19 protein-coding genes are annotated in these 25,321 nt (G+C 62.3%); 13 read left to right on the top strand and 6 right to left on the bottom strand.

Going from position 1 to position 25,321, the window contains the following annotated elements:
• Positions 1 to 225: 225 nt before the first annotated feature.
• Both dnaQ and IB266_RS12470 read left to right on the top strand, forming a co-directional pair.
• Entirely contained in the window at positions 226 to 987 is a 762-nt protein-coding gene (gene dnaQ, locus IB266_RS12475; RefSeq protein ID WP_060741972.1) for a DNA polymerase III subunit epsilon, read from the top strand.
• Between the two features lie 268 nt (positions 988 to 1,255).
• Positions 1,256 to 1,870 (top strand): GNAT family N-acetyltransferase, encoded by a 615-nt coding sequence (locus IB266_RS12470; protein WP_103308052.1) that lies wholly within the window; start codon positions 1,256 to 1,258, stop codon positions 1,868 to 1,870.
• On the opposite strand, the gene IB266_RS12465 is transcribed toward IB266_RS12470, so the two are convergent.
• A complete protein-coding gene (locus IB266_RS12465) occupies positions 1,836 to 2,729 on the bottom strand; it encodes a LysR family transcriptional regulator (protein ID WP_192261363.1) in 894 nt (297 codons plus the stop codon). The two genes, IB266_RS12470 and IB266_RS12465, sit on opposite strands and share 35 nt — an antisense overlap.
• Positions 2,730 to 2,815: 86 nt before the next feature.
• Positions 2,816 to 3,079, bottom strand: a complete 264-nt coding sequence (locus IB266_RS12460) for a hypothetical protein (protein ID WP_081015420.1) — start codon at positions 3,077 to 3,079, stop codon at positions 2,816 to 2,818.
• Between the two features lie 185 nt (positions 3,080 to 3,264).
• Between IB266_RS12460 and IB266_RS12455 the strand changes: the two genes are divergently transcribed.
• The 3 genes from IB266_RS12455 to IB266_RS12445 all read left to right on the top strand — a co-directional run bounded on the left by IB266_RS12455 (position 3,265) and on the right by IB266_RS12445 (position 5,696).
• Positions 3,265 to 3,822 carry an NADPH-dependent FMN reductase gene (locus IB266_RS12455; protein WP_072404556.1) on the top strand — a complete coding sequence of 186 codons (558 nt, stop codon included), beginning with the start codon at positions 3,265 to 3,267 and terminating at the stop codon, positions 3,820 to 3,822.
• A 202-nt stretch (positions 3,823 to 4,024) separates the two neighbouring features.
• Positions 4,025 to 4,375 (top strand): metalloregulator ArsR/SmtB family transcription factor, encoded by a 351-nt coding sequence (locus IB266_RS12450; protein ID WP_192261362.1) that lies wholly within the window; start codon positions 4,025 to 4,027, stop codon positions 4,373 to 4,375.
• A 37-nt stretch (positions 4,376 to 4,412) separates the two neighbouring features.
• Positions 4,413 to 5,696: an arsenic transporter gene (locus IB266_RS12445; protein ID WP_060741978.1), complete on the top strand. Its 1,284-nt coding sequence runs from the start codon at positions 4,413 to 4,415 to the stop codon at positions 5,694 to 5,696.
• 140 nt (positions 5,697 to 5,836) lie between these two features.
• Here the strand turns inward: IB266_RS12445 and IB266_RS12440 are convergent, their stop codons facing one another.
• On the bottom strand, positions 5,837 to 6,802 hold the full coding sequence (locus IB266_RS12440) for a DUF1853 family protein (RefSeq protein ID WP_192261361.1): 966 nt from the start codon (positions 6,800 to 6,802) through the stop codon (positions 5,837 to 5,839).
• Between the two features lie 274 nt (positions 6,803 to 7,076).
• On the opposite strand from IB266_RS12440, the gene IB266_RS12435 reads away from it, so the two are divergent.
• From IB266_RS12435 to IB266_RS12400, 8 genes are all read left to right on the top strand, one after another.
• A complete protein-coding gene (locus IB266_RS12435; protein WP_003180647.1) occupies positions 7,077 to 7,967 on the top strand; it encodes an NAD(+) kinase in 891 nt (296 codons plus the stop codon).
• Positions 7,964 to 8,938, top strand: coding sequence for a metallophosphoesterase (locus IB266_RS12430; protein WP_192261449.1), 975 nt, complete (start codon positions 7,964 to 7,966; stop codon positions 8,936 to 8,938). The genes IB266_RS12435 and IB266_RS12430 overlap by 4 nt, the downstream gene beginning before the upstream one ends.
• On the top strand, positions 8,935 to 9,807 hold the full coding sequence (locus tag IB266_RS12425) for a rhomboid family intramembrane serine protease (protein WP_060741981.1): 873 nt from the start codon (positions 8,935 to 8,937) through the stop codon (positions 9,805 to 9,807). The genes IB266_RS12430 and IB266_RS12425 overlap by 4 nt, the downstream gene beginning before the upstream one ends.
• A 45-nt stretch (positions 9,808 to 9,852) precedes the next feature.
• Entirely contained in the window at positions 9,853 to 10,113 is a 261-nt protein-coding gene (locus tag IB266_RS12420) for a YeaC family protein (RefSeq protein WP_060741982.1), read from the top strand.
• The gene (locus IB266_RS12415; RefSeq protein WP_072404542.1) at positions 10,110 to 10,940 is read left to right on the top strand and encodes a DUF2797 domain-containing protein; all 831 of its coding nucleotides are present in this window, start codon (positions 10,110 to 10,112) and stop codon (positions 10,938 to 10,940) included. The genes IB266_RS12420 and IB266_RS12415 overlap by 4 nt, the downstream gene beginning before the upstream one ends.
• A 13-nt stretch (positions 10,941 to 10,953) precedes the next feature.
• Entirely contained in the window at positions 10,954 to 13,611 is a 2,658-nt protein-coding gene (gene pepN, locus IB266_RS12410) for an aminopeptidase N (protein ID WP_192261360.1), read from the top strand.
• A gap of 371 nt (positions 13,612 to 13,982) precedes the next feature.
• Positions 13,983 to 15,035: a WD40/YVTN/BNR-like repeat-containing protein gene (locus IB266_RS12405; protein ID WP_192261359.1), complete on the top strand. Its 1,053-nt coding sequence runs from the start codon at positions 13,983 to 13,985 to the stop codon at positions 15,033 to 15,035.
• A gap of 43 nt (positions 15,036 to 15,078) precedes the next feature.
• The gene (locus IB266_RS12400; protein ID WP_192261358.1) at positions 15,079 to 17,454 is read left to right on the top strand and encodes an efflux RND transporter permease subunit; all 2,376 of its coding nucleotides are present in this window, start codon (positions 15,079 to 15,081) and stop codon (positions 17,452 to 17,454) included.
• Positions 17,455 to 17,623: 169 nt separating this feature from the next.
• On the opposite strand, the gene IB266_RS12395 is transcribed toward IB266_RS12400, so the two are convergent.
• The 3 genes from IB266_RS12395 to IB266_RS12385 all read right to left on the bottom strand — a co-directional run bounded on the left by IB266_RS12395 (position 17,624) and on the right by IB266_RS12385 (position 25,273).
• The gene (locus IB266_RS12395; protein WP_192261357.1) at positions 17,624 to 22,312 is read right to left on the bottom strand and encodes a dermonecrotic toxin domain-containing protein; all 4,689 of its coding nucleotides are present in this window, start codon (positions 22,310 to 22,312) and stop codon (positions 17,624 to 17,626) included.
• Between the two features lie 248 nt (positions 22,313 to 22,560).
• On the bottom strand, positions 22,561 to 23,280 hold the full coding sequence (locus IB266_RS12390) for a FadR/GntR family transcriptional regulator (RefSeq protein ID WP_060741988.1): 720 nt from the start codon (positions 23,278 to 23,280) through the stop codon (positions 22,561 to 22,563).
• Between the two features lie 256 nt (positions 23,281 to 23,536).
• Positions 23,537 to 25,273 (bottom strand): IlvD/Edd family dehydratase, encoded by a 1,737-nt coding sequence (locus IB266_RS12385; protein ID WP_192261356.1) that lies wholly within the window; start codon positions 25,271 to 25,273, stop codon positions 23,537 to 23,539.
• Positions 25,274 to 25,321: the final 48 nt, after the last annotated feature.

Genomic DNA, 25,321 nt, shown 5'->3' with positions numbered 1-25,321 from the left:
TCGGGATCTGGACAGGATGACATCTGTGGCGAGGGAGCTTGCTCCCGCTGGACTGCGAAGCAGGCCCCTGGGGCGGTCGCTGCGCAACCGAGCGGGAGCAAGCTCCCTCGCCACAAGAGCGCCAAGCCATAAAAAAGCCTGGCTGACAGGACATTGCGGATGCACTGGCGTGAGCGTGTTAAGATCCGCGCTTTTGCAAGACTGCCCGTTGAGAGCTGAACACTGATGGCCAACAGATCTGTAGTACTGGATACCGAAACCACCGGCATGCCGGTGACCGATGGTCACCGGATTATTGAAATCGGTTGTGTCGAGCTGATCGGCCGGCGCCTGACCGGTCGCCATTTCCACGTTTACCTGCAACCGGACCGTGAAAGTGACGAGGGCGCTATCGGCGTCCACGGCATCACCAACGAATTCCTGGTGGGCAAGCCGCGTTTTGCCGAAGTGGCCGATGAGTTCTTCGAATTCATCCAGGGCGCGCAGTTGATCATCCACAACGCGGCGTTCGACGTGGGGTTCATCAACAACGAATTCGCCCTGATGGGGCAACACGACCGGGCCGACATCACCCAGCATTGCACCATCCTCGACACCCTGATGATGGCCCGGGAACGGCATCCGGGGCAGCGCAACAGCCTCGACGCCTTGTGCAAGCGCTACGGTGTCGACAACTCCGGTCGTGAACTGCACGGCGCCTTGCTCGACTCCGAGATCCTGGCCGACGTCTACCTGACCATGACCGGCGGCCAGACCAGCCTGTCCCTGGCCGGCAACGCCTCGGACGGTAACGGCACCGGCGAAGGCTCCGGCAACCAGGCCACGGAAATTCGCCGTTTGCCCGCCGACCGCCAGCCATCGCGGATCATCCGCGCCAGCGAAAGCGACCTGGCCGAGCATGCCGCGCGTCTGGAAGCCATCGCCAAGTCCGCGGGTGCTCCGGCATTGTGGACACAGTTGGCCGAGGCACAGGCCGCCACGCACTGATGAAACCCCTCCTGTGGGAGCGAGCTTGCTCGCGATGACGGCGGCACATCCAGCATTGATGCTGGTTGAACGACCGCCATCGCGAACAAGCTCGCTCCCGCAGGGTCATCCATTGTTCATTTCTCGCCACAATCGCCACGACCTTCTACCCTGAGGTAACGGGCAGGCTACGGTACGGATTCCGCTTGATGTGTGATGATTTGAAAGACAAGGGCAATGGATGGCACCACGCCGTTGGGTGCTTCAAGGAATGAGGACCTTCCCCAGTATGCAACCGGTCATGAATCCCAAGCACCCCGGGCTGTCGGTGCGCATCGTCGATGATGGCTTTGCCGCCTACATCTGGGGCAGTGATTTCAGCTTTGAAGTCAGCGACTACGTGACGGCGCAGATCGGCCGTCCCGTCAGCCAATGGCCGGTGACGCCCATCGTTCCCTATCGCAAGTGCTATGGCATCGATCCCGAAGAGTTCAGCAGCTTCCGCGATGCCCCGGACAGCGAGATCTTCATGGCCTACCTTGATGACCAGCCCGTCGGGCACCTGGTGGTCAGCACCAACTGGAACGGTTATGCCCACATCGACGAGCTGGCGGTACACGCCCCGGCCCGTCGCCACGGAGTGGCCAAGGCGTTGCTCGATGTCGCCCAGTTCTGGAGTCGCAAGAAAAAACTGCCGGGCATCATGCTCGAGACCCAGAACAACAATCTGGGCGCCTGTCGGCTCTATGAGCGTTGCGGTTACGTGCTGGGTGGTATCGATCACCTGCGCTATCGCGGCATTGACCGGCATACCGCCGAAGTCGCGCTGTTCTGGTACCGGCTGTTCGACGACCCACTGGGCATGTCGATCAGTGGCTCAGCAACGCCTCGGCTTGTTCCGTAACCCGTTCCAGCAGCGATTGAAGGGCGGGTGAAGAGGGTGCGCCGTTGAGACTCAAGGCATAGAGGCTGATCGCGATGGCGGGCGATACCGGGCAGACGTCGAGGCCGCCATCCTTGGCGCCTGAGGCGGTGAACGGGTCGACGATGGCCAGGCCTTCGCCGGCCTCGACCATGGCGCGCATCATCTGATGGGTCTGGACGCGGAGCTGGATCATGGGTGCCGGTCGCAGCGCCGCCAGTTTATGCTCGAATGCAGGGCTCAGCGGGTCATGGCCATCCAGGCCCACCAACGGCTGGCCGGCCAGGTCCTGAAGCGAAATATATTTTTGACGGGGTTGCAGCCAGCCGTGGGGCGCGAGCAACTGCAGTTTGCCCTGGGCGATCATCTGGCAATGGATGTCGGGATGTTCAGGGTCGTGCAGGCTCAGGCCCAGGTCGCTTTCGCGCAACAGCAGGCTATGGACGATGTCGCGGGTCGGTCGGCTGAGCAGGGTGCACGGCGCATCCGGATGGCGACGACGCAAGGCGGCGATGCTCTGGGGCAGCAACTGCTGGGCCAGCGGTGGTGTGCAGATAATGCGCAAGGGCGCCGCCTGATGGTGTTTCAGGCTGCTGGCCAGGCGCTGCACCGGTTCTAGGGTGTCGTACACCCGCGTGATGCCGTCGCGTAATTCAAGGGTTTCCCGGGTCGCCTGCAAACGACCGCGCACACTGGCGAATAGCATGAAACCCAATTGGGCCTCGGCATCGCGCAATATCGCCTCGACCTCCGCCACCGGCAGTTGCAGCCATTCGGCCGCCGTGCCGAGGTGGCCGGTCTGCAGCAGCGCCTGGATCACTTCGATGTGGCGTAAACGCATGCAAGAAGTCCATGTTCGGCGGGTGAGCCATTGATTGGCTGAATCCTAACCCAAGTCCGGGTATGACTTCTGCTCATAACCAACGGTTATGAAGCTATTTGCGTTTCAGCGGGCGTTTGAGTGGGCAGTGGCGTTTCCGGTTCGCGCGTCAATTCGATTTGAGATTGCACGAGAATAAATTTGCCGTCGTCGAGTTTGTTGACTCGATCACCGATAGCCAATTTATAGGTAGTGACAGGCTCCTTGCCGTTTCCGTCGGGCGACGGGGTCGATTCCTGAAACTCATGCACTGAATAGACGCGACCTTCGGCGTCCCGCGCATGAAATTGTCCGACAAGTACTGCTGCCATTGCTTAGAACCTCTGGAAATAAATCACTCGATTTGCGGTTCTGTAGACCCTGGTCAAGCGCGGTAAGTTTTCCTACATGAAAAAAATAGTCCAGCCGGCCGGTTTTTGTCGCTCCACTGGTCCAATTGTCACCCCGATCATCTATAACTACAGGCTCCTTTGAGCCGACAGTCGAGAAGCCTCTCATGAGTAATGTCTACACAGTGGCCGTTTTGGTGGGCAGCCTGCGCAAGGCATCGATCAACCGCAAGGTCGCGCTGGCACTGGCTGACCTGGCGCCAGCCAACCTCAAGCTGAATATCATCGAGATTGGCGAGTTGCCGCTCTACAACGAAGACATCGATGTTTCCCCTCCGCCAGCCTACAGCACTTTCCGTCAGCAGGTGGGCGCGGCCGATGCCTTGTTGTTCGTCACGCCGGAATACAACCGTTCGGTGCCGGCGCCGTTGAAAAATGCCATCGATGTGGGGTCGCGTCCCTACGGCCAGAGTTGCCTGAGTGGCAAACCGGGCGCGGTGATCAGCGCTTCGCCGGGTGCCATTGGCGGTTTCGGCGCCAATCATCATTTGCGCCAGTCCCTGGTGTTCCTTGACGTGCCCTGCATGCAGCAGCCGGAAGGCTACCTGAGTAACGCCGGGACGGCGTTCGACGAGGCGGGCAACCTGTCGGAGTCCGTCAGGCCGTTCCTGCAGAAATTCATCGATGCCTATGGCAAGTGGGTCGAGCAACATAAGAAGGCCTGATACCCGGGATTTCAGATAAACCTGTGGCGAGGGAGCTTGCTCCCGCTGGACTGCGCAGCAGGCCCCTTTGGGCGGTCGCTGCGCAACCGAGGGGGAGCAAGCTCCCTCGCCACAAAAGCGTTTTGCGCGACCTATCCAGGGCTTTACTGAGTATTCGAATATCCATATATTCGCCATTCGCTCATCCCAGGCTTCCCACGCCATGCCCGACTCCCCCAATCCCGTCGATGTCTTCAAGGCCCTGGCCGATGACACCCGTACGCGCATTGCGTTGCTGGTGGCCCGTGAAGGCGAGTTGTGTGTCTGTGAACTCACCGCCGCGCTGGGCCTGAGCCAGCCGAAGATCTCCCGGCACCTGGCGCAATTGCGCAACGCTGGGTTGCTCAGCGACCGACGCCAGGGGCAGTGGGTTTATTACCGCCAGCACCCGCAGTTACCGGCCTGGGTCGGTACGATGCTGGAGCAGGCGTTGGCGGCCAGCGCTGCCTGGCTGACAGCGGACGTGCAGCGCTTGAATGCCATGCCTGATCGTCCGGTGGCGCGTTGCTGCTGAGTCCTTCTTTCCCATCCCTTTTCCAAGGCTGTTGCGCATGCTGATCGCGTCGTTGATTTTCCTGCTGACCATTACGTTGGTGATCTGGCAGCCCAAGGGGCTGGGCGTTGGCTGGAGCGCGACGCTGGGTGCGGTGCTGGCCTTGTTGAGCGGGGTGGTGCAGGTCAGTGATATCCCGCTGGTCTGGCAGATCATCTGGAATGCCACCGGGACGTTCGTCGCGCTGATCATCATCAGCCTGTTGCTGGACGAGGCGGGGTTCTTCGCTTGGGCGGCCCTGCATGTGGCCCGCTGGGGAAAGGGCAGCGGGCGCAAGCTGTTTGCGTTCATGGTGTTGCTGGGGGCGCTGGTGTCGGCGTTGTTTGCCAATGACGGGGCGGCGCTGATCCTCACGCCTATCGTGATCTCCATGTTGCTGGCCCTGCGGTTTTCCCCGGCGGCGACCCTCGCGTTCGTGATGGGCGCCGGTTTCATTGCCGACAGTGCGAGCCTGCCGCTGGTGGTGTCGAACCTGGTGAACATCGTCTCGGCGGACTTCTTCGGCATTGGTTTCAACCGCTACGCGGCGGTCATGGTGCCGGTGAACCTGGTGAGCGTGGCGGCCAGCCTGGCCATTCTGCTGTGGTTCTTTCGCCGCGACATTCCGCGCGACTATGACCCCGATCAACTGGACGATCCGGCGACGGCGATCCACGACAAGGCGACGTTCTATGCCGGCTGGGCGGTGCTGGTGATCCTGCTGCTGGGCTGCTTTGCCCTGGAGCCGCTGGGGATTCCCATCAGTGCGATCTCGGCGGTCTGTGCTGCGTTGCTGCTGGCGGTCGCGGCCCACGGCCACAAGATCTCCACCCGCAAGGCAATGAAGGAAGCGCCCTGGCAGATCGTGATCTTTTCCCTCGGCATGTACCTGGTGGTCTATGGCCTGCGCAACGCCGGGCTGACCGGTTACCTGGCCCACTGGCTCGACGGTTTCGCCGAATATGGCGTGTGGGGCGCGGCCATGGGCACCGGTGTGCTGACGGCGTTGCTCTCGTCGGCCATGAACAATTTGCCGACGGTGCTGATCGGCGCCTTGTCCATCGATGCCAGCCAGGCCACCGGGGCGGTGAAGGAGGCGATGATCTATGCCAACGTCATCGGCAGCGACCTGGGCCCGAAAATCACGCCCATTGGTAGCCTGGCGACGTTGCTGTGGCTGCATGTGCTGGCGCGCAAGAACATCCAGATCGGCTGGGGGTATTACTTCAAGGTCGGGATTGTGCTGACCGTGCCGGTGTTGCTGGTGACGTTGGCGGCGCTGGCTGTGCGGTTGTCCTTCTAGAACCGAGTTGGCTTCATCGCGAGCAAGCTCGCTCCCACAAGGGCGTGCATTCCAGTGTGGGAACTCACTTTTGCAGAAAAGTGCTTTCCAATGTGGGAGCGAGCTTGCTCGCGATGAGGGCCTGACAGGCAGCACAAGGCTCAGCCACCGCCCGGCACATCCGGCCAACGATCCGCCACCAGGAACACCCGCTCGGCTTCTTCCCACTCACCCTCGGCGTTTTCGCTCAGGCGCACCATCAATTGCGCCGGCGCCATGGGGTCCAGGGCCATTCGCCAGGCCTCCAGTTGCGCGGTGCTCCAGGTTTGCTCGGCAGGATAATGCGCCGGGGCCAGCCAGGCGGCGCGGGGCAGGGGTTGCCAGCGACCCGGCGGACGTTGGGCGATGAACGCAGGCCAGTCCCGTTGATGCAGCCAGCGCCCGCGTAAATGCCTGGGGTGGGCGCCGGCCGGTGGTTCGGCCTGGCCCGGCCAGGGGTAGAGCAAATACCCGCCCAGCCAGAGTTCGGAGCGAAACAGTTCGAGGCCCGAAGGCTCGATCCCCAGTGCCGCCAGGGCCTCGCGGCTTTCCGGGCGGGCGGAGATCGGCAGTTGGTGCTCGCGCAGATGCGCCAGCTTGCGGTCGAGCCGGTCATGGCAACCCGGGCCCAGCCATTGCGCGGCGTCCAGCCCGTTTCCGTGCTGGGGCCCGAGGTACAACTTGATAGCCAGCTCCAGGTGGTGGATGCCGTCGCGATCACGCAGCAACAGGTCCAGTTCCCCCAGGGTATGGCCTTCGCGTCGGATCGGCAGGTTCGCGGCGATCAATTCGATGCCTGGGGCATGCTGCACGGCAAACTGCCACAGTCTTTCGTAATACAGGCCCAGGCGGCGCGTTCGCCCTTGGGACAGGCAGTGCAGCAATGGATAGCTGTCGCGGTCCAGTTGCCGCAGCCAGTGTTCCAATCGGCCAGGCTCCTGCACCCAATCACTGCCAGCCAGGGGATGGCGCTGGGGCCAGGGCGTGTCGATGAGCATCGGCGGGGCGATGATCGCCCACGCGAGGTCGCGCACTTCGGGATGGTGCAGGCGTCGGGGCAAGTCCAGCAATTCAGGGAACAGGATCATTTTGCGAGCATAGCCGCTATGCGGCCAATGCTGTTCATTCCAGGAAAGTAAAGAACCCGTGGGCGAGGGAGCTTGCTCCCGCTCGGTTGCACGGCCACCGCCCCAAGGGGCCTGCTTCGCAGTCCAGCGGGAGCAAGCTCCCTCGCCACAGTGGTTCAGCTAAACCTTGGATGAACAGCATTGCGCCATGGGCAAGGCTTAAAGGATTTTGTCTACGGCGCGCTTTCGCCCATAATCGTGTTTTTCGCCCGCCGCAGACCCTCGCAGGAGCCTCATGGAGCAATTTCGCAATATCGGCATCATCGGTCGCCTGGGCAGTTCGCAGGTGTTGGACACCGTTCGCCGTCTCAAACGTTTCCTCCTGGAGCGGCACCTGCATGTGATCCTCGAAGATACCATCGCCGAAGTCCTGCCGGGCCATGGCCTGCAGACGTCGTCGCGCAAGATGCTCGGCGAAGTCTGTGACATGGTCATCGTGGTCGGCGGCGACGGGAGCCTGCTGGGGGCCGCCCGGGCCCTGGCACGACACAACATCCCGGTGCTGGGGATCAACCGGGGCAGCCTGGGGTTCCTCACCGATATCCGCCCCGACGAGCTGGAGATCAAGGTCGCCGAGGTGCTGGACGGCCACTACCTGGTGGAAAACCGCTTCCTGCTGCAGGCCGAGGTCCGCCGTCATGCCGAGGCCATCGGCCAGGGCGATGCCCTCAACGACGTGGTGCTGCACCCCGGTAAATCCACGCGGATGATCGAATTCGAGCTGTACATCGACGGCCAGTTCGTCTGCAGCCAGAAAGCCGACGGCCTGATCGTCGCCACTCCCACCGGCTCCACCGCCTATGCGCTGTCGGCCGGTGGGCCGATCATGCATCCCAAGCTCGACGCTATTGTGATTGTGCCCATGTACCCCCATACCTTGTCTGGGCGACCGATCGTGGTCGATGGTAACAGTGAGCTGAAAATCGTCGTGTCCAAGGATATGCAGATCTACCCGCAAGTGTCCTGTGACGGCCAGAACCATTTCACCTGCGCGCCGGGCGACACCATCACCGTCAGCAAAAAAGCGCAGAAGCTGCGCCTGATCCATCCGCTGGATCACAATTACTACGAAGTCTGCCGGACCAAGCTTGGCTGGGGCAGTCGGTTGGGGGGTGGAGGCGACTGATGCTCGATCCTGCGCGCAGTTACGATTTGATCGGTGACGTGCACGGATGCGCCCTGACCCTGGAACACCTGCTGGACCGACTCGGTTACCACAAGCAGGGCGGGGTCTGGCGGCATCCGTCGCGCATGGCCGTGTTCCTGGGGGACATCATCGACCGTGGCCCGCGGATCCGCGAGGCGCTGCACATCGTCCATGACATGGTCATGGCCGGCCAAGCGCTGTGCATCATGGGCAACCACGAGTTCAACGCCCTGGGCTGGAGCACACCGGCATTGCCGGGCAGCGGCCAGCGCTACGTGCGCGAACACACGCCGCGCCATGCCCGCCTGCTCAACGAGACACTGACCCAGTTTGAGCAGCATCCCGGCGACTGGCATGACTTTCTCGAATGGTTCTATGAGTTGCCGCTGTTTGTCGACGCTGGCCGCTTCCGGGTGGTGCACGCCTGTTGGGATGCCGGCCTGATCGAACCGCTGCGGGGCCTGTTCCCGGACGGTTGTGTCGACGAGCACTTCCTCCAGGCCTCGGCGCAACCGGGCAGTTTTGCCTGCACGGTGTTCGATCGCTTGCTGCGCGGCACGGACATGCGCCTGCCCCACGGCCTGACGCTGACGGGGGGCGATGGCCTGACCCGTTCGTTTTTCCGCACCAAGTTCTGGGAAGACAACCCGCAGACTTACGGCGACATCGTGTTCCAGCCCGACGCCTTGCCGGAACCGGTGGCTCGCACGCCGTTGTCGTCGGATGAAAAAAACAACCTGCTGCGCTATGGCGTCGATGAGCCGCTGTTGTTCGTCGGTCACTATTGGCGCAGCGGCAAACCTGCGCCGATCCGCCCGAACCTGGCCTGCCTGGATTACAGCGCGGTGCTCTACGGCAAGCTGGTCGCCTATCGCCTCGACCAGGAAACCCGCCTGGATCCGCACAAGTTTGTCTGGGTCGATGTCGAGCGACCGGAGGTGGTGCAATGAGTGCCGTCGCGGTTCTGCGCTTGCCCCTGGCAGTGGACCTGAGCGGCTTCGTCAAGCTGCTGCAGCGCATGCAGGTGCCCCATCGGGTCAGCGAAGAGGCGGGTGAGCAGGTGCTCTGGGTGCCGGATGAAATCAGCGAGAACGTGCGTGCGTTGTACGCCCGTTTTCCCGCCGGCGATCCCGATCAGCAGTTGGAACTGCCAGACACGGGGGGCACTTCCCGGCGAGCCGGGTTCGTCCAGCAATTGACCCGCCATCCAGTGACGGCCCTGGTGCTGTTGCTGAGCCTGATTGTCAGCGCGGTCACCCTGCTGGGGGAGAATCTTGCGACGCTACGCTGGCTGACCTTCCTCGAGTTTCGCGTCGTTGGCGATTACATCCAGTTCACGCCGCTGGGCGATAGCCTGGCGGCGGGGCAGTGGTGGCGCCTGGTAACGCCGATGCTGATTCACTTCGGCTTCCTGCACATCGCCATGAATGGCATGTGGTATTGGGAACTGGGGCGGCGGATCGAAGCGCGCCAGGGCGGTATCAACCTGTTGGGGCTGACGCTGTTGTTCAGTCTCGTCTCCAATTTCGCCCAGTACTTTTTCAGCGGTCCGACGCTGTTCGGCGGCTTGTCCGGTGTGCTGTACGGCCTGCTGGGCCATTGCTGGATCTACCAACTGCTCGCACCGAACCCGGCCTATCACTTGCCCCGTGGGGTGCTGGTGATGATGCTGGTGTGGTTGCTGCTGTGCCTGTCCGGATTGGTTTCGCTGATCGGCTTCGGTGAAATCGCCAATGCGGCCCACGTCGGCGGGCTGCTCGTCGGGTGCTTCACGGGCTTGTTGGGCGGGCTGTTCGCTCGCCGTAAAATGGCCCTTTGACCGGCGCCTGTGCCTTTTGAGAATGCGCGATTGCGCGGAGAACCCATGTCTTCCTTCAATGAAATGATCAAGAACATCACCCCCGATATCTACAAGAGCCTGAAACTGGCCGTGGAAATCGGTAAATGGGCCGACGGCAACAAGCTCACCGCCGAGCAGCGCGAGTTGTCGCTGCAGGCCATGATCGCCTGGGAAATCCAGAACCTGCCCGAAGACGAGCGCACCGGCTACATGGGTCCGCAGGAATGCCAGTCGAAGTCGACCGAAGTGCCCAATATCCTGTTCAAGTCGGACGCCATCCATTGATCGAGATTGGCCGCGGTGCAATCAGCAAGATGTCGGCACGCCTTGACGGGCCGACCGTTCAATACGCCTTTCGCCTGGACGAGGTCGAGGTGCCGGTCAACCCGTTGATCGGCAGCACGATCCGCCTGGAGTACCTCGGTGCGATCCACTGCACCCATTGCGGACGCCGGACCAAGACCAGCTTCAGCCAGGGTTACTGCTACCCTTGCATGACCAAGCTGGCCCAGTGCGACCTGTGCATCATGAGCCCGGAGCGTTGCCATTTCGACGCGGGCACTTGCCGTGACCCGGCCTGGGGCGAGCAATTCTGCATGACCGACCATGTGGTCTACCTGGCCAACTCCTCCGGTGTGAAGGTCGGCATCACCCGTGCCACGCAGCTGCCGACCCGCTGGCTGGACCAGGGCGCCAGCCAGGCGCTGCCGATCCTGCGGGTCGCCACGCGCCAGCAGTCAGGGTTTGTCGAGGACCTGTTCCGCAGCCAGGTGGCGGACAAGACCAACTGGCGCGCCTTGCTCAAGGGCGATGCGACAGCGGTGGACCTGCCGGCGATCCGCGACGCGCTGTTCGAAAGCTGCGCCCAGGGATTGCAGGGCTTGCAGGAACGATTCGGCCTGCAAGCGATCCAGACCATAGCGGACGTCGAGCCCATCGAGATTCGTTATCCGGTGGAGCAGTACCCGGCCAAGATCGTCAGCTTCAACCTGGACAAGAACCCGATCGCCGAAGGCACGCTGCTGGGGATCAAGGGCCAATACCTGATTTTCGACACTGGCGTGATCAACATTCGTAAGTACACGGCCTACCAGCTCGCCGTGCATCAGTAGAAGGATTCGACCCATGCGCACCGAACAACCGAAGATGATTTACCTCAAGGACTATCAGGCCCCCGAGTACCTGATCGACGAAACACACCTGACCTTCGAGTTGTTCGAGGACCACAGCCTGGTCCATGCGCAACTGGTGATGCGCCGCAACCCCGAGCGCGGCGCCGGGCTGCCGCCGCTGGTGCTCGATGGCCAGCATCTTGAATTGATCTCGCTCAAGCTCGACGATGCCGACCTGGGGCAGGGCGATTATCAACTGGACGACAATCATCTGACCGTGCACCCCAAGGCCCAGGCCTTTACGGTCGACACCACCGTCAGGATCCATCCGGAAACCAACACCGCCCTGGAAGGCCTGTACAAATCCGGCAGCATGTTCTGCACCCAGTGCGAGGCCGAAGGGTTCCGCAAGATCACCTATTACCTCGACCGTCCGGATGTGATGAGCAAGTTCACCACCACCGTGGTGGCCGAGCAGCACAGCTATCCGGTGCTGCTGTCCAACGGCAATCCGATTGCCAGCGGCCCCGGCGAAGACGGCCGGCACTGGGCGACCTGGGAAGACCCGTTCAAGAAACCGGCCTACCTGTTTGCCCTGGTGGCCGGTGACCTGTGGTGCGTCGAAGACACCTTCACCACCATGACCGAGCGTAATGTGGCGCTGCGCATCTACGTCGAGCCGGAAAACATCGACAAATGCCAGCACGCCATGACCAGCCTGAAGAAGTCGATGCGCTGGGACGAAGAGGTGTACGGGCGCGAGTACGACCTGGACATCTTCATGATTGTCGCGGTCAACGACTTCAACATGGGCGCCATGGAGAACAAGGGTCTCAATATCTTCAACTCCAGCGCCGTGCTGGCCCGCGCCGAAACCGCCACCGATGCCGCGCACCAGCGGGTCGAGGCGATCGTTGCCCACGAATACTTCCATAACTGGTCGGGCAACCGCGTGACCTGCCGTGATTGGTTCCAACTGTCGCTCAAGGAAGGTTTCACGGTGTTCCGCGACGCCGGGTTCTCGGCCGACATGAACTCCGCCACCGTCAAGCGCATCCAGGACGTGGCGTACCTGCGCACCCACCAGTTCGCCGAAGACGCCGGCCCCATGGCCCACCCGGTGCGTCCGGACAGTTTTATCGAGATCTCCAACTTCTACACCCTGACCGTGTACGAAAAGGGCTCGGAAGTGGTCGGCATGATCCACACCCTGCTGGGGCCTGAGGGTTTCCGCAAGGGCAGTGACCTGTACTTCGAACGCCACGACGGCCAGGCCGTGACCTGCGACGACTTCATCAAGGCCATGGAAGATGCCAACGGCGTCGACCTGGCCCAGTTCAAACGGTGGTACAGCCAGGCCGGTACACCACGGCTGGCGGTGAGCGAGTCTTACGACGCCGCTGCCAAGACCTACAGCCTGACCTTCCGCCAGAGTTGCCCGCCGACCCCGGACAAGCAGGAAAAGCTGCCGTTCGTGATTCCCGTGGAACTGGGCCTGCTGGACAGCCAAGGCGCCGAGATCCCGTTGCGGCTGGCCGGTGAAGCGGCGGCAAACGGTACGTCCCGGGTGATCTCGGTGACTGAAACCGAGCAGACCTTCACCTTCGTCGACGTCGCCGAACAACCGCTGCCTTCGTTGCTGCGTGGTTTCTCGGCGCCGGTGAAGCTGAGCTTCCCGTACAACCGCGACCAATTGATGTTCCTGATGCAGCACGACAGCGACGGCTTCAACCGCTGGGATGCCGGCCAGCAGTTGTCGGTGCAGGTGTTGCAGGAACTGATCGCCCAACATCAGCAGGGCGCCAGCCTGACGCTGGATCCACGCCTGGTCAGTGCGCAGCGTAGCGTGTTGTCGGACGAATCCCTGGACCAGGCCATGGTCGCGGAAATGCTCTCGCTGCCCAGCGAAGCCTACCTGGCCGAAATCAGCGAAGTGGCCGACGTCGAGGCGATCCACGCCGCCCGTGAGTTCGCCCGCCAGCAGTTGGCCGAGAACCTGTTCGAAGCGCTGTGGCTGCGTTATGAAGCCAACCGCGACCTGTCGAAACGCACGCCATACGTGGCCGAGGCCGAGCATTTCGCCCGCCGCGCGTTGCAGAACATCGCGCTGTCCTACCTGATGCTCACCGGCAAGCCTGAGGTGCTGAGCGCGACCCTGGAGCAGTTCGACACCGCCGACAACATGACCGAACGCCTGACCGCGCTGGCGGTGCTGGTCAACTCGCCGTTCGAGACCGAGAAGGCCAAGGCCCTGGAAGTGTTCGCGGAAAACTTCAAGGGCAACCCGCTGGTCATGGACCAATGGTTCAGCGTCCAGGCCGGCAGCCCGTTGCCCGGTGGCCTGGCACGGGTCAAGGCGCTGATGGAACACCCGGCGTTCAATATCAAGAACCCGAACAAGGTCCGGGCACTGGTCGGCGCGTTCGCCGGGCAGAACCTGATCAACTTCCACGCCGCCGACGGTTCGGGTTATCGCTTCCTGGCGGACCTGGTGATCCAGCTCAATGGCTTCAACCCGCAGATCGCTTCGCGGCAGCTGGCGCCACTGACCCGCTGGCGCAAATATGACAGCGCCCGCCAGGCGTTGATGAAGGGCGAACTGGAACGCATCCTGGCGTCCGGCGGGCTGTCGGCCGATGTGTTCGAGGTGGTGAGCAAGAGCCTGGCGTGACCTTGATGCCGCGGTCTGCCTGGCGGACCGCGGTGCTCCCATCGCGAGCAAGCTCGCTCCCACATGGGATTTTCAGTGCACACGAGCTTTGTGTTCGCCGCAGATTCCATGTGGGAGCGGGCTTGCTCGCGAATGGGGCAACACCGATCCTCCTTTGAAATACAGCTATCACCCCACCGAATACCCCGCCATTCACCCCCAGCGCCAACCCTCTTGGTTAACAAAAGATAACGCGGCGTCGATTGTCAGACCTTTCGAAAGCCCGATAGGATAGGTCAGCTTCCGAAGTGGCTCTAGATTGCAGGTTTCAGGACTATGCTCCAGGACTGGCAACGTACCAAGCCATAACAATAATAATGGGGGAAAGGTCTATGAATGAGCCTGTCATGGCTGTGGGCCGCTGCTGGCCGCCGATGCTGCGCAGAATCGCGTTGCTGGCTTCGGCGCTCTCGCTGCTGGGCTCTGCGGTGTTGTCGGCACCGGTGATGGCCGTTGCGGCGTCGACGTCCGATGTCATCTATTCCGTCGAATCGGCCAAGGCCAGCAAAACCCTGATGCTCGATGTGGTCCATGCCGGCCAGCGCCTGGTGGCGGTCGGTGATCGTGGGCACATTGTCTATTCCGACGACCAGGGCACGTCCTGGACCCAGGCCAAGGTGCCGAGCCGCCAACTGCTCACCGCGGTGTTTTTCGTCGACGACAAGCACGGCTGGGCCGTGGGGCACGACGCGCAGATCCTCGCCAGCGACGACGGTGGCAGCACCTGGACCAAGCAATACGAAGACCTCACCCGTGAAGCGCCGCTGCTGGATGTCTGGTTCAAGGACGCCAGCAACGGGTTTGCCGTGGGTGCCTACGGCGCGCTGCTGGAAACCACCGACGGCGGCAAGCACTGGGAAGACGCCAGCGACCGCCTCGAAAACGAAGACCAGTTCCACCTCAATGCGATCGCGGCCGTGAAAGACGCCGGGCTGTTCATTGTCGGCGAGGCCGGCAGCATGTTCCGCTCCGCCGACGAGGGCCTGACCTGGGAGAAGGTCGAAGGCCCGTACGAAGGCTCGCTGTTCGGGGTCATCGGCACCGCCCAACCTTCGACGCTGCTGGCCTACGGCTTGCGCGGCAACCTGTACCGTTCCACCGATTTTGGCGGCACCTGGGAGCAGGTCGAGCTCAAGGCCGCCCGGGGCAGCCTGGAATTCGGCCTGTCGGGTGCCACGCTGCTGGCGGACGGTTCCATCGTGATTGTCGGCAACGGCGGCAGCGTGGTGCGCAGTACCGACGACGGCGAGACCTTCAGCGTGTTCAACCGTCCGGACCGAATCTCCGTGGCGGCCGTCACGGCGGCAGGCAACGGCAACCTGATCCTGGCGGGGCAAGGCGGCGTGCGCGCCACCACCTCCACCGGCGCCGAACTGAGCAAATGAGTCAGGCCTGCAAGACGGGCATAAAAACAAGAAGGCGGACCCCATGAGCAGTCATCATCAAGACAAGGCGACGTTCCTCGAGCGCCTGATTTTCAACAACCGCCCGGCAGTGATCGTCATTTGCCTGCTGGTCAGCATTTTCCTGTTCTGGCAGGCCACGCTGATCCGTCCCTCCACCAGTTTCGAAAAAATGATCCCCCTCGAGCATCCCTTCATCCAGAAGATGCTCGAGCACCGCAACGACCTGGCGAACCTGGGCAACACGGTGCGCATTTCCGTGGAAGCCACCAATGGCGACATTTTCTCCAAGGACTACATGGAGACCCTGCGCCAGATCCACGACGAGGTCTTCTACATCTCCGGTGTCGACCGTTCGGGGCTCAAGTCATTGTGGAGCCCCAGCGTGCGCTGGACCGAAGTGACGGAGGAGGGCTTCGCCGGCGGTGAGGTGATCCCCCAGAGCTACAACGGCTCGGCCGACAGCCTCGACCTGCTGCGCAACAACGTGCTCAAGTCCGGCCAGGTCGGGCGCCTGGTGGCCAACGACTTCAAGTCGAGCATCATCGACATCCCGCTGCTGGAGTCCTATCCCGACCCGCAGGACCAGGGCAAATTGCTCGCCCTCGACTATCGGAAGTTTTCCCACGAGCTTGAAGACAAGATCCGCAACAAGTTCGAAGCCCAGAACCCGAATGTGCAGATCCATATTGTCGGTTTCGCCAAGAAAGTCGGTGACCTGATCGATGGCCTGGTCATGGTGGTGCTGTTCTTCGGCGTGGCCTTCGTCATCACCCTGATCCTGTTGTACTGGTTCACTAACTGCATGCGCAGCACCGTGGCGGTGTTGACCACCACCCTGGTGGCGGTGGTCTGGCAACTGGGGCTGATGCACGCGGCCGGTTTCGGCCTGGATCCGTACTCGATGCTGGTGCCGTTCCTGATCTTCGCCATCGGCATTTCCCACGGGGTGCAGAAAATCAATGGCATCGCCTTGCAGTCCAGCGAGGCGGACAACGCCCTGACGGCGGCGCGGCGTACCTTCCGCCAGTTGTTCCTGCCGGGGATGATCGCGATCCTGGCGGACGCCGTGGGCTTCATCACCTTGCTGATCATCGACATCGGCGTGATCCGCGAACTGGCCATCGGCGCCTCCATCGGCGTGGCGGTGATCGTGTTCACCAACCTGATCCTGCTGCCGGTGGCGATCTCCTACGCCGGCATCAGCAAGCGTGCGGTCGAGCGCAGCAAGAAAGATGCGACCCGCGAACATCCGTTCTGGCGCCTGCTGTCGAACTTCGCCAGCGCCAAGGTCGCGCCGGTGTCCATTGCCCTGGCGGTGATCGCCTTTGGCGGTGGCCTCTGGTACAGCCAGAACCTGAAGATCGGCGACCTGGACCAGGGCGCGCCGGAACTGCGTCCGGACTCGCGCTACAACCAGGACAACAACTTCATCATCAGCAATTACTCCACCAGCTCGGATGTGCTGGTGGTGATGGTCAAGACCAAGGCCGAAGGCTGCTCGCGCTATGAAGCCATGGCCCCCATCGACGAATTGATGTGGAAGATGCAGAACACCGAGGGCGTGCAGTCGGCGATTTCCCTGGTGACCGTGTCCAAGCAGATGATCAAGGGCATGAACGAGGGCAACCTGAAATGGGAGACCCTATCGCGCAACCCTGATGTGCTGAACAACTCCATCGCCCGGGCCGATGGCCTGTACAACAACAGTTGCTCCCTGGCGCCGGTGCTGGTGTTCCTCAACGACCACAAGGCCGAGACCCTGGACCGCGCGGTGAAGGCGGTGCAGGACTTCGCCAAGGAAAACAACCGCGATGGCCTGGAGTTCATCCTCGCCGCCGGTAACGCCGGCATCGAGGCGGCCACCAATGAAGTGATCAAGGAATCGGAACTGACCATCCTGATCCTGGTGTACATCTGCGTGGCGACCATGTGCATGATCACCTTCCGTTCCTGGGCGGCGACGCTGTGCATCGTGCTGCCGCTGGTGCTGACGTCGGTACTGGGCAACGCCCTGATGGCTTTTATGGGCATCGGTGTGAAAGTCGCGACGCTGCCGGTGGTCGCGCTTGGCGTCGGGATCGGCGTCGACTACGGCATCTACATCTACAGCCGCCTGGAAAGCTTCCTGCGGGCCGGGTTGCCGTTGCAGGAGGCTTACTACCAGACGCTGAAATCCACCGGCAAGGCGGTGCTGTTCACCGGTTTGTGCCTGGCCATCGGCGTGTGCACCTGGATCTTCTCGGCCATCAAGTTCCAGGCCGACATGGGCTTGATGCTGACCTTCATGCTGCTGTGGAACATGTTCGGTGCGCTGTGGCTGCTGCCGGCGCTGGCGCGGTTCCTGATCAAGCCGGAGAAACTGGCGGGGCAGAAGGGCAATTCGTTGTTTGCCCACTGATGAGGGCAGCCCTAGGGGCAAGCCAATGTGGGAGCGAGCTTGCTCGCGATAGCGGTGTGACAGTCAATGAAGGTATTGAATGTCCGTCAGCCATCGCGAGCAAGCTCGCTCCCACAGGTTTTTGCTGGCGCTCAGCGACTGATCACTCCAGCCTAGCAAACCCTGGCCATCAAGGCGCCAAGGGCAAGAACCTGCTCTGCGCCAGCGACTTGCTGAGCTGTCCTCGATGCACGTTCACCACCGCATAAGGGCTGGTGGCCTTGGCCAGCAGGGAGTGGTAGTGCTCCTTGCGTTGTTCCTTGGTCTTCAGGTGCGCGACGCTGAAATTGTCCTTCGGTGTGTCAGCCGTTTCGTAGTGAAAATGCGCATACCAGAGGGGAGAGCCATTACGGTCGTTGATGGCGTACTCCTGGAGGAAATCCTTGCGGCTTCCTTTCAAGGCCGTGCGTTCGCCGAGACGTGCGACTTGTATCAGGTTCTTTTCGAACAGGAACCGCAAGTTGCCGTCGGTAGGCGGCAATTGCAGGCTCAATTCGGTGCGCAGGGCACTGCCCTTGGCGGTCAGGCTGGATACCGCGTCTGACAACTGTTGGCTCAGTGCCTGGTCTGCCGGGGTAAGCGGGGTTTGCGCTGCGGTGAACCCCCGGTCGAGTTCCTCGGCAAGCTTGCGAAACCGACTCGCCTCATTGTTCATGATCTCCTCGATTTCCTGAGGATGGCGGCAGTTTTTCTTGTAGCTTTCAGCGCGATGCATGCGCGCGTCCAGCTCGTCGAGCAGTTTTCGCGCATCGGCCTTGATCGCCTTGACCGATCTTGTCTCGGGTGCCGGGGCCGGGCGACGTACTTCGACGACATCCCAGACATCATCATGGCGGGAATAGGTGGCGAGGATCTCGTCATCGACTTGCGAGCGCAGCTCGACGACTTCAATCGGCAAGGAGGTGCCGGCCGGTTTCAGGTCGCCAATCAAGACGCCATTGTGGCGGGTCCTGATCAGCTTTTTCTGGGCGTGTGCAGCGGCTGGCCTGGGGCGTTTCGGCGGGCGTTTGCGTGGTTTTGGCTCGGGTTTGATTTCGGCGGCGAGTTTGCCCGACACCTCCTGGTAAAGACTGTCGACCAACTTGACCAGCCTGTCGAAATAGGACGCGTGGATATCGTCGGGGTAGAGGGTCTTGACCCCCTGCAACGCATCCAGGGTCTTGCCATAGCGCTCGGTCAGGCTTGCCAGGATGTCGAGTTGTTCCTGCGGCGTCAGCTCATACAGCCGTAGCTCGCTGTGGGAGCGCGTTTGTTCCCCCAGCGGTACGACGATGCGAAGCAGGACGGCGGGCACGTCCGATTGGGGATTTTTGATCGACAGCATGGGAAGCGTAGAAAGTTGCAGGGCTTTGCGGCTGATGGCATTGCCTTCGTTCAACGGACGGTCCCTGGTCAGGCGTTCGAACGCCTGGGCGCCATCGGCATCGAAGTTCAAGAGGCGCTCAAGGTATTCGTCCTTGAGTTCCAGCCAGTAGATCGCTCGATCATTGATGTCGCTCATGAGGTCGAGGAACTTGATGTAGTCCTGCATGTGGTGGGTAAGGACTTCCCGGACATCGCTTTCTGCTCGAAACCTGGGGTCCCTGTTCTTGGCGGCTATGTAATCCATTTCGGTGACCACGACGGCCTTACGGGCATTGTTGATCACGTTTTCAAAGAGTCCGCGCATGTACTTAGGTGTAAGCCCGATACCCAGGCTGGCGCGTTCGGACGCACTCTTCACCAGTTTCAAATAAACTTCGGTCTGCTCCTGGAGCAGGTCATGGAATATTTTGCGTTTCGGCTCCCGCTGCGCTTCGGTGTAAGTGCTTCCTTCCTGGAGCCTTGTCATCACTTGCTGGGCCACGTCGAGGGCTTTCTGTCGATCGTCTTCCTGCGCCACCCACTGGTTGAGTTCCTCGGTCAAATCCCCGATACGCTTCAGATTGGCACGACGCTGTGCATCCATCCGCTTGGGCGGCGCACCGCCTAGCAGGCGCAGGCGCAGATCGAGGAGCCAGCGGCCCTGGCGGTCGGTTTTCAACGGCGGACCGTTGCGGCTGGGGTCGAGTGGGTCGACGATGGTCGCGCTACCGTCCGCTTCAGGGTTGACCCGATACAGAGCGCCTTCCACCTCGGCATGCCATTTGTTGTCGATCACGTACAAACCCTTGTAAGGGCCATATTCGATGGGTTCGGGCATTGCCGGAGGGCGCAGTGCCTGCAAGCGCAGCAGCCGGGTGCGTTGTTCCGGTGTCAGGCGCTGGCCGGCGCTGGCGAAACTGAAGTCCAGGCGTCTACTGGTGGCTTCGGCATGGGCGCCAGGCACGGCGATGGTTCCCTCCGCCACGGTGGGCGGCGCCGACGCGGGCCACTGCTCGGCAACGGTGCGTGGCGCCGGGGGACGCATGGCTTGCTCCTTCAGCGATGGGGCCAGCGCCGCACGGGTGACCGGCGCATGTCCGGTGGGCAGTTGGCTCACCAGCATGGCCAGGTTGACGAGCAGGTCGACGGCGGCCAGCTCCCGCGCCACCGGGTCCTCGCTGATCAGGGCTGGAATGTCCTGTTGGGCACTGGCCATCAGGTTCCATAGCCAGGCAGTGGTCATGACTGGGCCGCGCAATAAAGGGAGCAGCAATGTGTTGAACAACAGGTTGCCGCCCTGGAGCAACACCGCCCAGCGGCTCTCGCTATTGGACACCGAGTTCCGGTCGGCCTGGGCGACCAGGGCCTGGGCATTGCAGCCATAGAGGTACTGCATCAGCTCGCCGTTGTGCAGCGCTTGCAGCAGTTCGCCGTGGGGGTCCTGCGTGGCGAGTGTGGCCGGGGCGGGTTTGTCGGGGGCGCTGAACTCGTCACCGGGAAAGAACCGCACGATGTGTGGCTCCAGGAAACCGCCGTTGGCGTACACCGGGCGGGCGGCGTCGGACAGCCAGGTCAGGACGCTGTTCTGCAGGTCCCCGGCGGCGGCAATGGCCTGAAGCAGCGCCTCGCGTGTCGGGAACTCTTGCAGCGCAGGGGCGTAAAGCGGTCGATACAGCAGGTGCGGGCCGACCGTGGTGTCCTGCGATTCGATCAGGAACATGTTGGTCACGGTATCGGGCTGGGCCTGGGGCTTGCGCATTAAACCCAGGTGGCGAATGACCACCGGCCGACCGTTGAGCTGTTGGCTCGCCGCGTCAGGTTGGAGAACCGCTTCCAGCAGGCGCAGGCCTTGGACAGTCATGCCGTTTTCGTTGTCCAGCCGCTGTTTCAGCGCTTCGAGGGCCAGTTGCGCAGGGATCTGTTCGGCGAACATCCGTTGGCGGTTCTTTGCCTGGGGCGAGCCACCGAGCAGGTGTTGTTGCAGGTAGCGAGGATAGGTCGCGCCAATGTCGACCTGCTCGACCAGCCCGGTAACGAAGTTCGGGGTCAACCAGGTCGGCAGCGTCAGGCCCAGGCGATGGCTGAGCGTGAAGTGGCCACTGGGACGGGCGACGAGATTGTGGATGGCCAGTTCGGTCAGGCTCATCTGCCGCTTCTCGCTGAGGCCGATGGTCCCGGGGTAGCCTGCGGAAACGGTGAAGGTCAGCAGCACATCGTCGGGTTGGTATTGGCTCGATGGCACCTTGCCCGGGCTGCTGTCGTTCGTTTGCCCCATGGCGCTGGACAAGGCGCTGGCGGTAAAGGCCTTGATGTCCTCGATGCCGCTGAGGAAGGTCTGGCCCTGGTGGCGTTTTTTGGCACTGGCCAGGGCCAGGCTGTAGTGCTGGAGCGTCGTCTGGTCGACGATGGAGCTTTTTTTCAGCCAGCGGGGCAGCAAGGGAGCCAGGCGTGCCGAGGTTTGCGGCGAGAGTCGGGGGGCTTCCAGCAGGTAGCGGGCTGGGTCGCTCAGGTCGTTATAGAGGTTCTTCAGGTTTTGCAGGCCGATCCCGGCGGGCAGCTGTACAGCCTTCAGGTCGGCCAGTTGTTGCTCCAGCAGCATCGCCGCCTGGCTCTCGAAGACGTCGCCGCTTATCTCGTAGCGCTGGCAGGTGACGGCGTCGACGGTGTAACGGCTGGCGATCGATGCGCCCCAATGCTGATTGAAGGCTTCCAGGGAGGCAAAGGATTTTACGGCGCTGCCAGGGCTGCACAGCAGGACGTCAGTGGTGCCTTTCGTGGCACGGACCAGAAGGATCTCGCTGCCGACCAGTACGCTGCTGGTGGTGCCCCGGGTGATTCGGGTTTCCAGGTTGTAGGCGTACACAGGCGCCTGTGGGTCGAGACAAAAGCGTCGCTCCCGGTGCGGCCAACGGGCGACCTGGTCAAGGGCTTCGCGGGCCGTGTCAGCGAGCCCGGGCTGTTGCAGCCCATGGATGCTCAGCATGTTCCTCAGCACATCGCTGAGCCAGCGCCAGCGGTTGCTGCGGCTGTTCGCACCGGTTGCGTCAATGTCGTCGCCCCAGTAACGGACCAGCGCATCCTCCAGCCCGAGCGGTACGCTCCAGGCCAGTTCCAGCAGCGAGTTCTTGATGACCTGGATGTCCACTTCCTGGTTGCCTGCCCGGAGCCGGTGCGGTGGGGTGTCGGAGAGAAAGCAGTCCAGGTTGCCCCGTGGGCTGAAATCCACGGGTGTGCCAACGGCCAGGTGATCGAGCACCACGGGCATGAACGGCTGGAATTGCCAGGCGCGTCCGCTGGCGTCCGGAGTCGCCAATTGGACCTTGGAGAGGTCAATGTCCAGCCAGGGGTATGTTCGCTTGATAGCTTGTTCGAGCATGCGTTGCGCGATCTGTTCGAAGGTCGGGTGACTGGCGAATTGCAGGCTGACGCTTTGCGTCAACGCGGGGATGGAGTCTGCGGAGGAGGAAGCGGTCATGAGAAGTCCTTTTCATAAAACATGGCCGTCGGGATGACGGCGAGAAAAGTATCGACTTCTCGCTGTGGTGCGGGTGGTACATAAATACCACCCGCTGAGAATAATGCCGGTCAGTCAGTCAAGCCAAACCTCGTAGGAGCAAAGCTGCTCAGTCAAGCCACGACCCTGTGGGAGCAAAGCTTGCTCGCGACAGTGGACTGGAGTGCGCCCCATCGCGAGCAAGCTTTGCTCCCACAAGTCTGACCTTATCAGGCGGGATCGTTGCCCAGCACGACGTTCAGCGCGCTACGGGCATCGTCCAGTTGTACCAGGGTGGCGTGGCGGGCACCGAGGGCATCGCGGTTCTCGATGGCGGTGAGGATCGCCTTGTGCCGTGGCATCGCCAGCTCGTGCAGGTTGGGCCGCTGGTTGGAGTGCTTGAGGGCTTCGGCGATGGCCACCGACAACATGTTGCACAGGTTGGCGAGCAGGTCGTTGTGGGTGGCGTCGGCGATGCGGCTGTGGAAGTCCAGGTCCGGTTGCAGCACGGCCTCGGGGGTCGGGGCGGCTTCCATGCGTTGGTAGGCTTCACGGATGGCGGCGATGTCGGCCTCGTCGGCGAACTGTGCGGCGAGGGCGGCGGCGGCCGGCTCGATAATGCTGCGCACGCTGGTCAGCAGGTTGAAGAACTCATTCTGCGGGCTGCTCTGCATCAACCAATGCAGCACATCCGGGTCGAGCATGTGCCATTCCCGCCGGGCCTTGACCACCGTGCCCACGCGCGGACGCGAATACACCAGGCCCTTGGCGACCAGCACCCGCGTGGCTTCGCGCAGCACCGGGCGGCTGACCGCATACTCTTCGCACAACAAGGCTTCGGCGGGCAGTTTATCGTCCGGCTTGAAGCGCCCGGAAACGATCTGCATGCCCAGTTCCTGGACGATGCGCGCGTGCATGCTCTTGCGGTCGGAGGGTTTACGGTAATCCATGGGACGCGGCGCGATCCTGTGCGAGGGGAGTGTTGCGCATGATAGCAGGCGCGGCGATGGCGGGTCGCTAGTGCGATTTTTGATTTAGATACAGACCCATTGTGGGAGCTGAGCTTTTTGTGGGAGCTGAGCTCGCTCGCGATGAGGCCTTTCCAGTCAACATCTCTGTTGTCTGTGACACCGCTATCGCGAGCAAGCTCAGCTCCCACAAAAGCTTGTTCCCACAAAGGCTCGCTCCCACAGGGGATGGATAGGGTCAGTGGGAGTGACGTGGTACTTCGGCGCCGCGGCAGCCCACCAGGAAGTCGAAGTCACAACCCTGGTCCGCTTGCAGCACGTGGTCGATGTACAGCTGGCGATAGCCGCCCACGAGCAGTTGCTGCGGGGGAGCGAGGTCGGCCAGGCGCGCGGCGAGTTCGGCGTCGGGGATGTCCAGGTGCAGGCGGCCGCTGGCGCAGTCGAGCTCGATCCAGTCGCCTTCCTTCACCGCCGCCAGAGGTCCGCCGGCCGCTGCTTCCGGTGCCACGTGCAGCACCACGGTGCCGTAGGCGGTGCCGCTCATGCGTGCATCGGAAATCCGCACCATGTCCGTCACGCCCTGGGCCAGCAGCTTGGCCGGCAAGCCCATGTTGCCCACTTCGGCCATGCCCGGATAACCCTTGGGCCCGCAGTTCTTCATCACCAGGATCGAGTTGGCGTCCACGTCCAGTTCCGGGTCGTTGATCCGGGCCTTGTACTCGTCGAAGTTCTCGAACACCACGGCGCGACCGCGGTGCTGCATCAGTTCGGCGGTGGCGGCGGACGGCTTGAGCACCGCCCCCAGTGGCGCCAGGTTGCCGCGCAGCACGCAGATACCACCGTCGGCGCGGATCGGGTTGTCCAGGGTGCGGATTACCTCATCCTGGCCATAGATCGGCGCGTCCTTGGTGTTCTCGCCGATGCTCTTGCCGTTGACCGTCAGGGCATTCGGATTGGGAATCAGATTGGCCTCGCCGAGACGCCGCAGCACGGCGGGCAGGCCGCCGGCGTAGTAGAACTCTTCCATCAAAAAGCGCCCGGACGGCTGCAGGTCGACGATGGTCGGCATGCCGCGGCCGATGCGGGTCCAGTCGTCCAGGTCCAGCTGCACGCCGATGCGTCCGGCAATGGCCTTGAGGTGGATCACCGCGTTGGTGGAACCGCCGATGGCGGCGTTGACGCGGATGGCGTTTTCGAAGGCTTCCTTGGTCAGGATCTTCGACAGCTTGAGGTCTTCACGGACCATTTCCACGGCGCGCATGCCGGACATATGGGCCAGCACATAACGCCGTGCATCCACGGCCGGAATCGCTGCGTTGTGGGGCAGGGAGGTGCCGAGGGCTTCGGCCATGCAGGCCATGGTCGAGGCCGTGCCCATGGTGTTGCAGGTACCGGCCGAGCGGGACATGCCGCCCTCGGCCGCGAGGAAATCGTCGATGGTGATGGTGCCGGCCTTGACCTGCTCGCTCAATTGCCAGACCACGGTACCCGAACCGATGTCCTGGCCTTTGTGCTTGCCGTTGAGCATCGGCCCGCCGGTGACGACGATGGCTGGGACGTCGCAACTGGCGGCGCCCATCAGCAACGCCGGGGTGGTCTTGTCGCAACCGGTGAGCAGCACGACGCCGTCAATCGGGTTGCCGCGAATCGCTTCTTCCACGTCCATGCTCGCCAGGTTGCGGGTCAGCATGGCGGTGGGGCGCAGGTTCGATTCGCCGTTGGAGAACACCGGGAATTCCACCGGGAAGCCCCCGGCTTCGATCACGCCACGCTTGACGTGCTCGGCGATCTGCCGGAAGTGCGCGTTGCACGGCGTCAGCTCCGACCAGGTGTTGCAGATGCCGATGATCGGCTTGCCGTGGAACTGATGGTCGGCGATGCCCTGATTTTTCATCCAGCTGCGGTACATGAAGCCGTTTTTGTCGGCGGTGCCAAACCATTGGGCCGAGCGCAGGGAGGGTTTCTTATCAGACATGATCGATTCTCTTATTGTATGACTATATTGTTCGAGCTTGAGCGTAAC

The organism is Pseudomonas sp. Pdm06 (genome assembly GCF_014851795.1).
GTDB lineage: Bacteria > Pseudomonadota > Gammaproteobacteria > Pseudomonadales > Pseudomonadaceae > Aquipseudomonas > Aquipseudomonas fluorescens_AA.
Note: the sequence above shows the minus strand (reverse complement) of the source record. Positions and strands in the feature narration are given on the sequence as shown.

What these genes read in the sequence shown, in the direction of transcription:
- IB266_RS12425 (WP_060741981.1), top strand. Translation starts at nt 8,935, where the DNA reads ATGAGTGCCGTCGCGGTTCTGCGCTTGCCCCTGGCAGTGGACCTGAGC.
- IB266_RS12455 (WP_072404556.1), top strand. Translation starts at nt 3,265, where the DNA reads ATGAGTAATGTCTACACAGTGGCCGTTTTGGTGGGCAGCCTGCGCAAG.
- IB266_RS12405 (WP_192261359.1), top strand. Translation starts at nt 13,983, where the DNA reads ATGAATGAGCCTGTCATGGCTGTGGGCCGCTGCTGGCCGCCGATGCTG.
- IB266_RS12450 (WP_192261362.1), top strand. Translation starts at nt 4,025, where the DNA reads ATGCCCGACTCCCCCAATCCCGTCGATGTCTTCAAGGCCCTGGCCGAT.
- IB266_RS12465 (WP_192261363.1), bottom strand. Translation starts at nt 2,729, where the DNA reads ATGCGTTTACGCCACATCGAAGTGATCCAGGCGCTGCTGCAGACCGGC.
- IB266_RS12390 (WP_060741988.1), bottom strand. Translation starts at nt 23,280, where the DNA reads ATGGATTACCGTAAACCCTCCGACCGCAAGAGCATGCACGCGCGCATC.
- IB266_RS12385 (WP_192261356.1), bottom strand. Translation starts at nt 25,273, where the DNA reads ATGTCTGATAAGAAACCCTCCCTGCGCTCGGCCCAATGGTTTGGCACC.
- IB266_RS12400 (WP_192261358.1), top strand. Translation starts at nt 15,079, where the DNA reads ATGAGCAGTCATCATCAAGACAAGGCGACGTTCCTCGAGCGCCTGATT.
- pepN (WP_192261360.1), top strand. Translation starts at nt 10,954, where the DNA reads ATGCGCACCGAACAACCGAAGATGATTTACCTCAAGGACTATCAGGCC.
- IB266_RS12395 (WP_192261357.1), bottom strand. Translation starts at nt 22,312, where the DNA reads ATGACCGCTTCCTCCTCCGCAGACTCCATCCCCGCGTTGACGCAAAGC.
- IB266_RS12460 (WP_081015420.1), bottom strand. Translation starts at nt 3,079, where the DNA reads ATGGCAGCAGTACTTGTCGGACAATTTCATGCGCGGGACGCCGAAGGT.
- IB266_RS12445 (WP_060741978.1), top strand. Translation starts at nt 4,413, where the DNA reads ATGCTGATCGCGTCGTTGATTTTCCTGCTGACCATTACGTTGGTGATC.
- IB266_RS12420 (WP_060741982.1), top strand. Translation starts at nt 9,853, where the DNA reads ATGTCTTCCTTCAATGAAATGATCAAGAACATCACCCCCGATATCTAC.
- IB266_RS12440 (WP_192261361.1), bottom strand. Translation starts at nt 6,802, where the DNA reads ATGATCCTGTTCCCTGAATTGCTGGACTTGCCCCGACGCCTGCACCAT.
- IB266_RS12470 (WP_103308052.1), top strand. Translation starts at nt 1,256, where the DNA reads ATGCAACCGGTCATGAATCCCAAGCACCCCGGGCTGTCGGTGCGCATC.
- dnaQ (WP_060741972.1), top strand. Translation starts at nt 226, where the DNA reads ATGGCCAACAGATCTGTAGTACTGGATACCGAAACCACCGGCATGCCG.
- IB266_RS12435 (WP_003180647.1), top strand. Translation starts at nt 7,077, where the DNA reads ATGGAGCAATTTCGCAATATCGGCATCATCGGTCGCCTGGGCAGTTCG.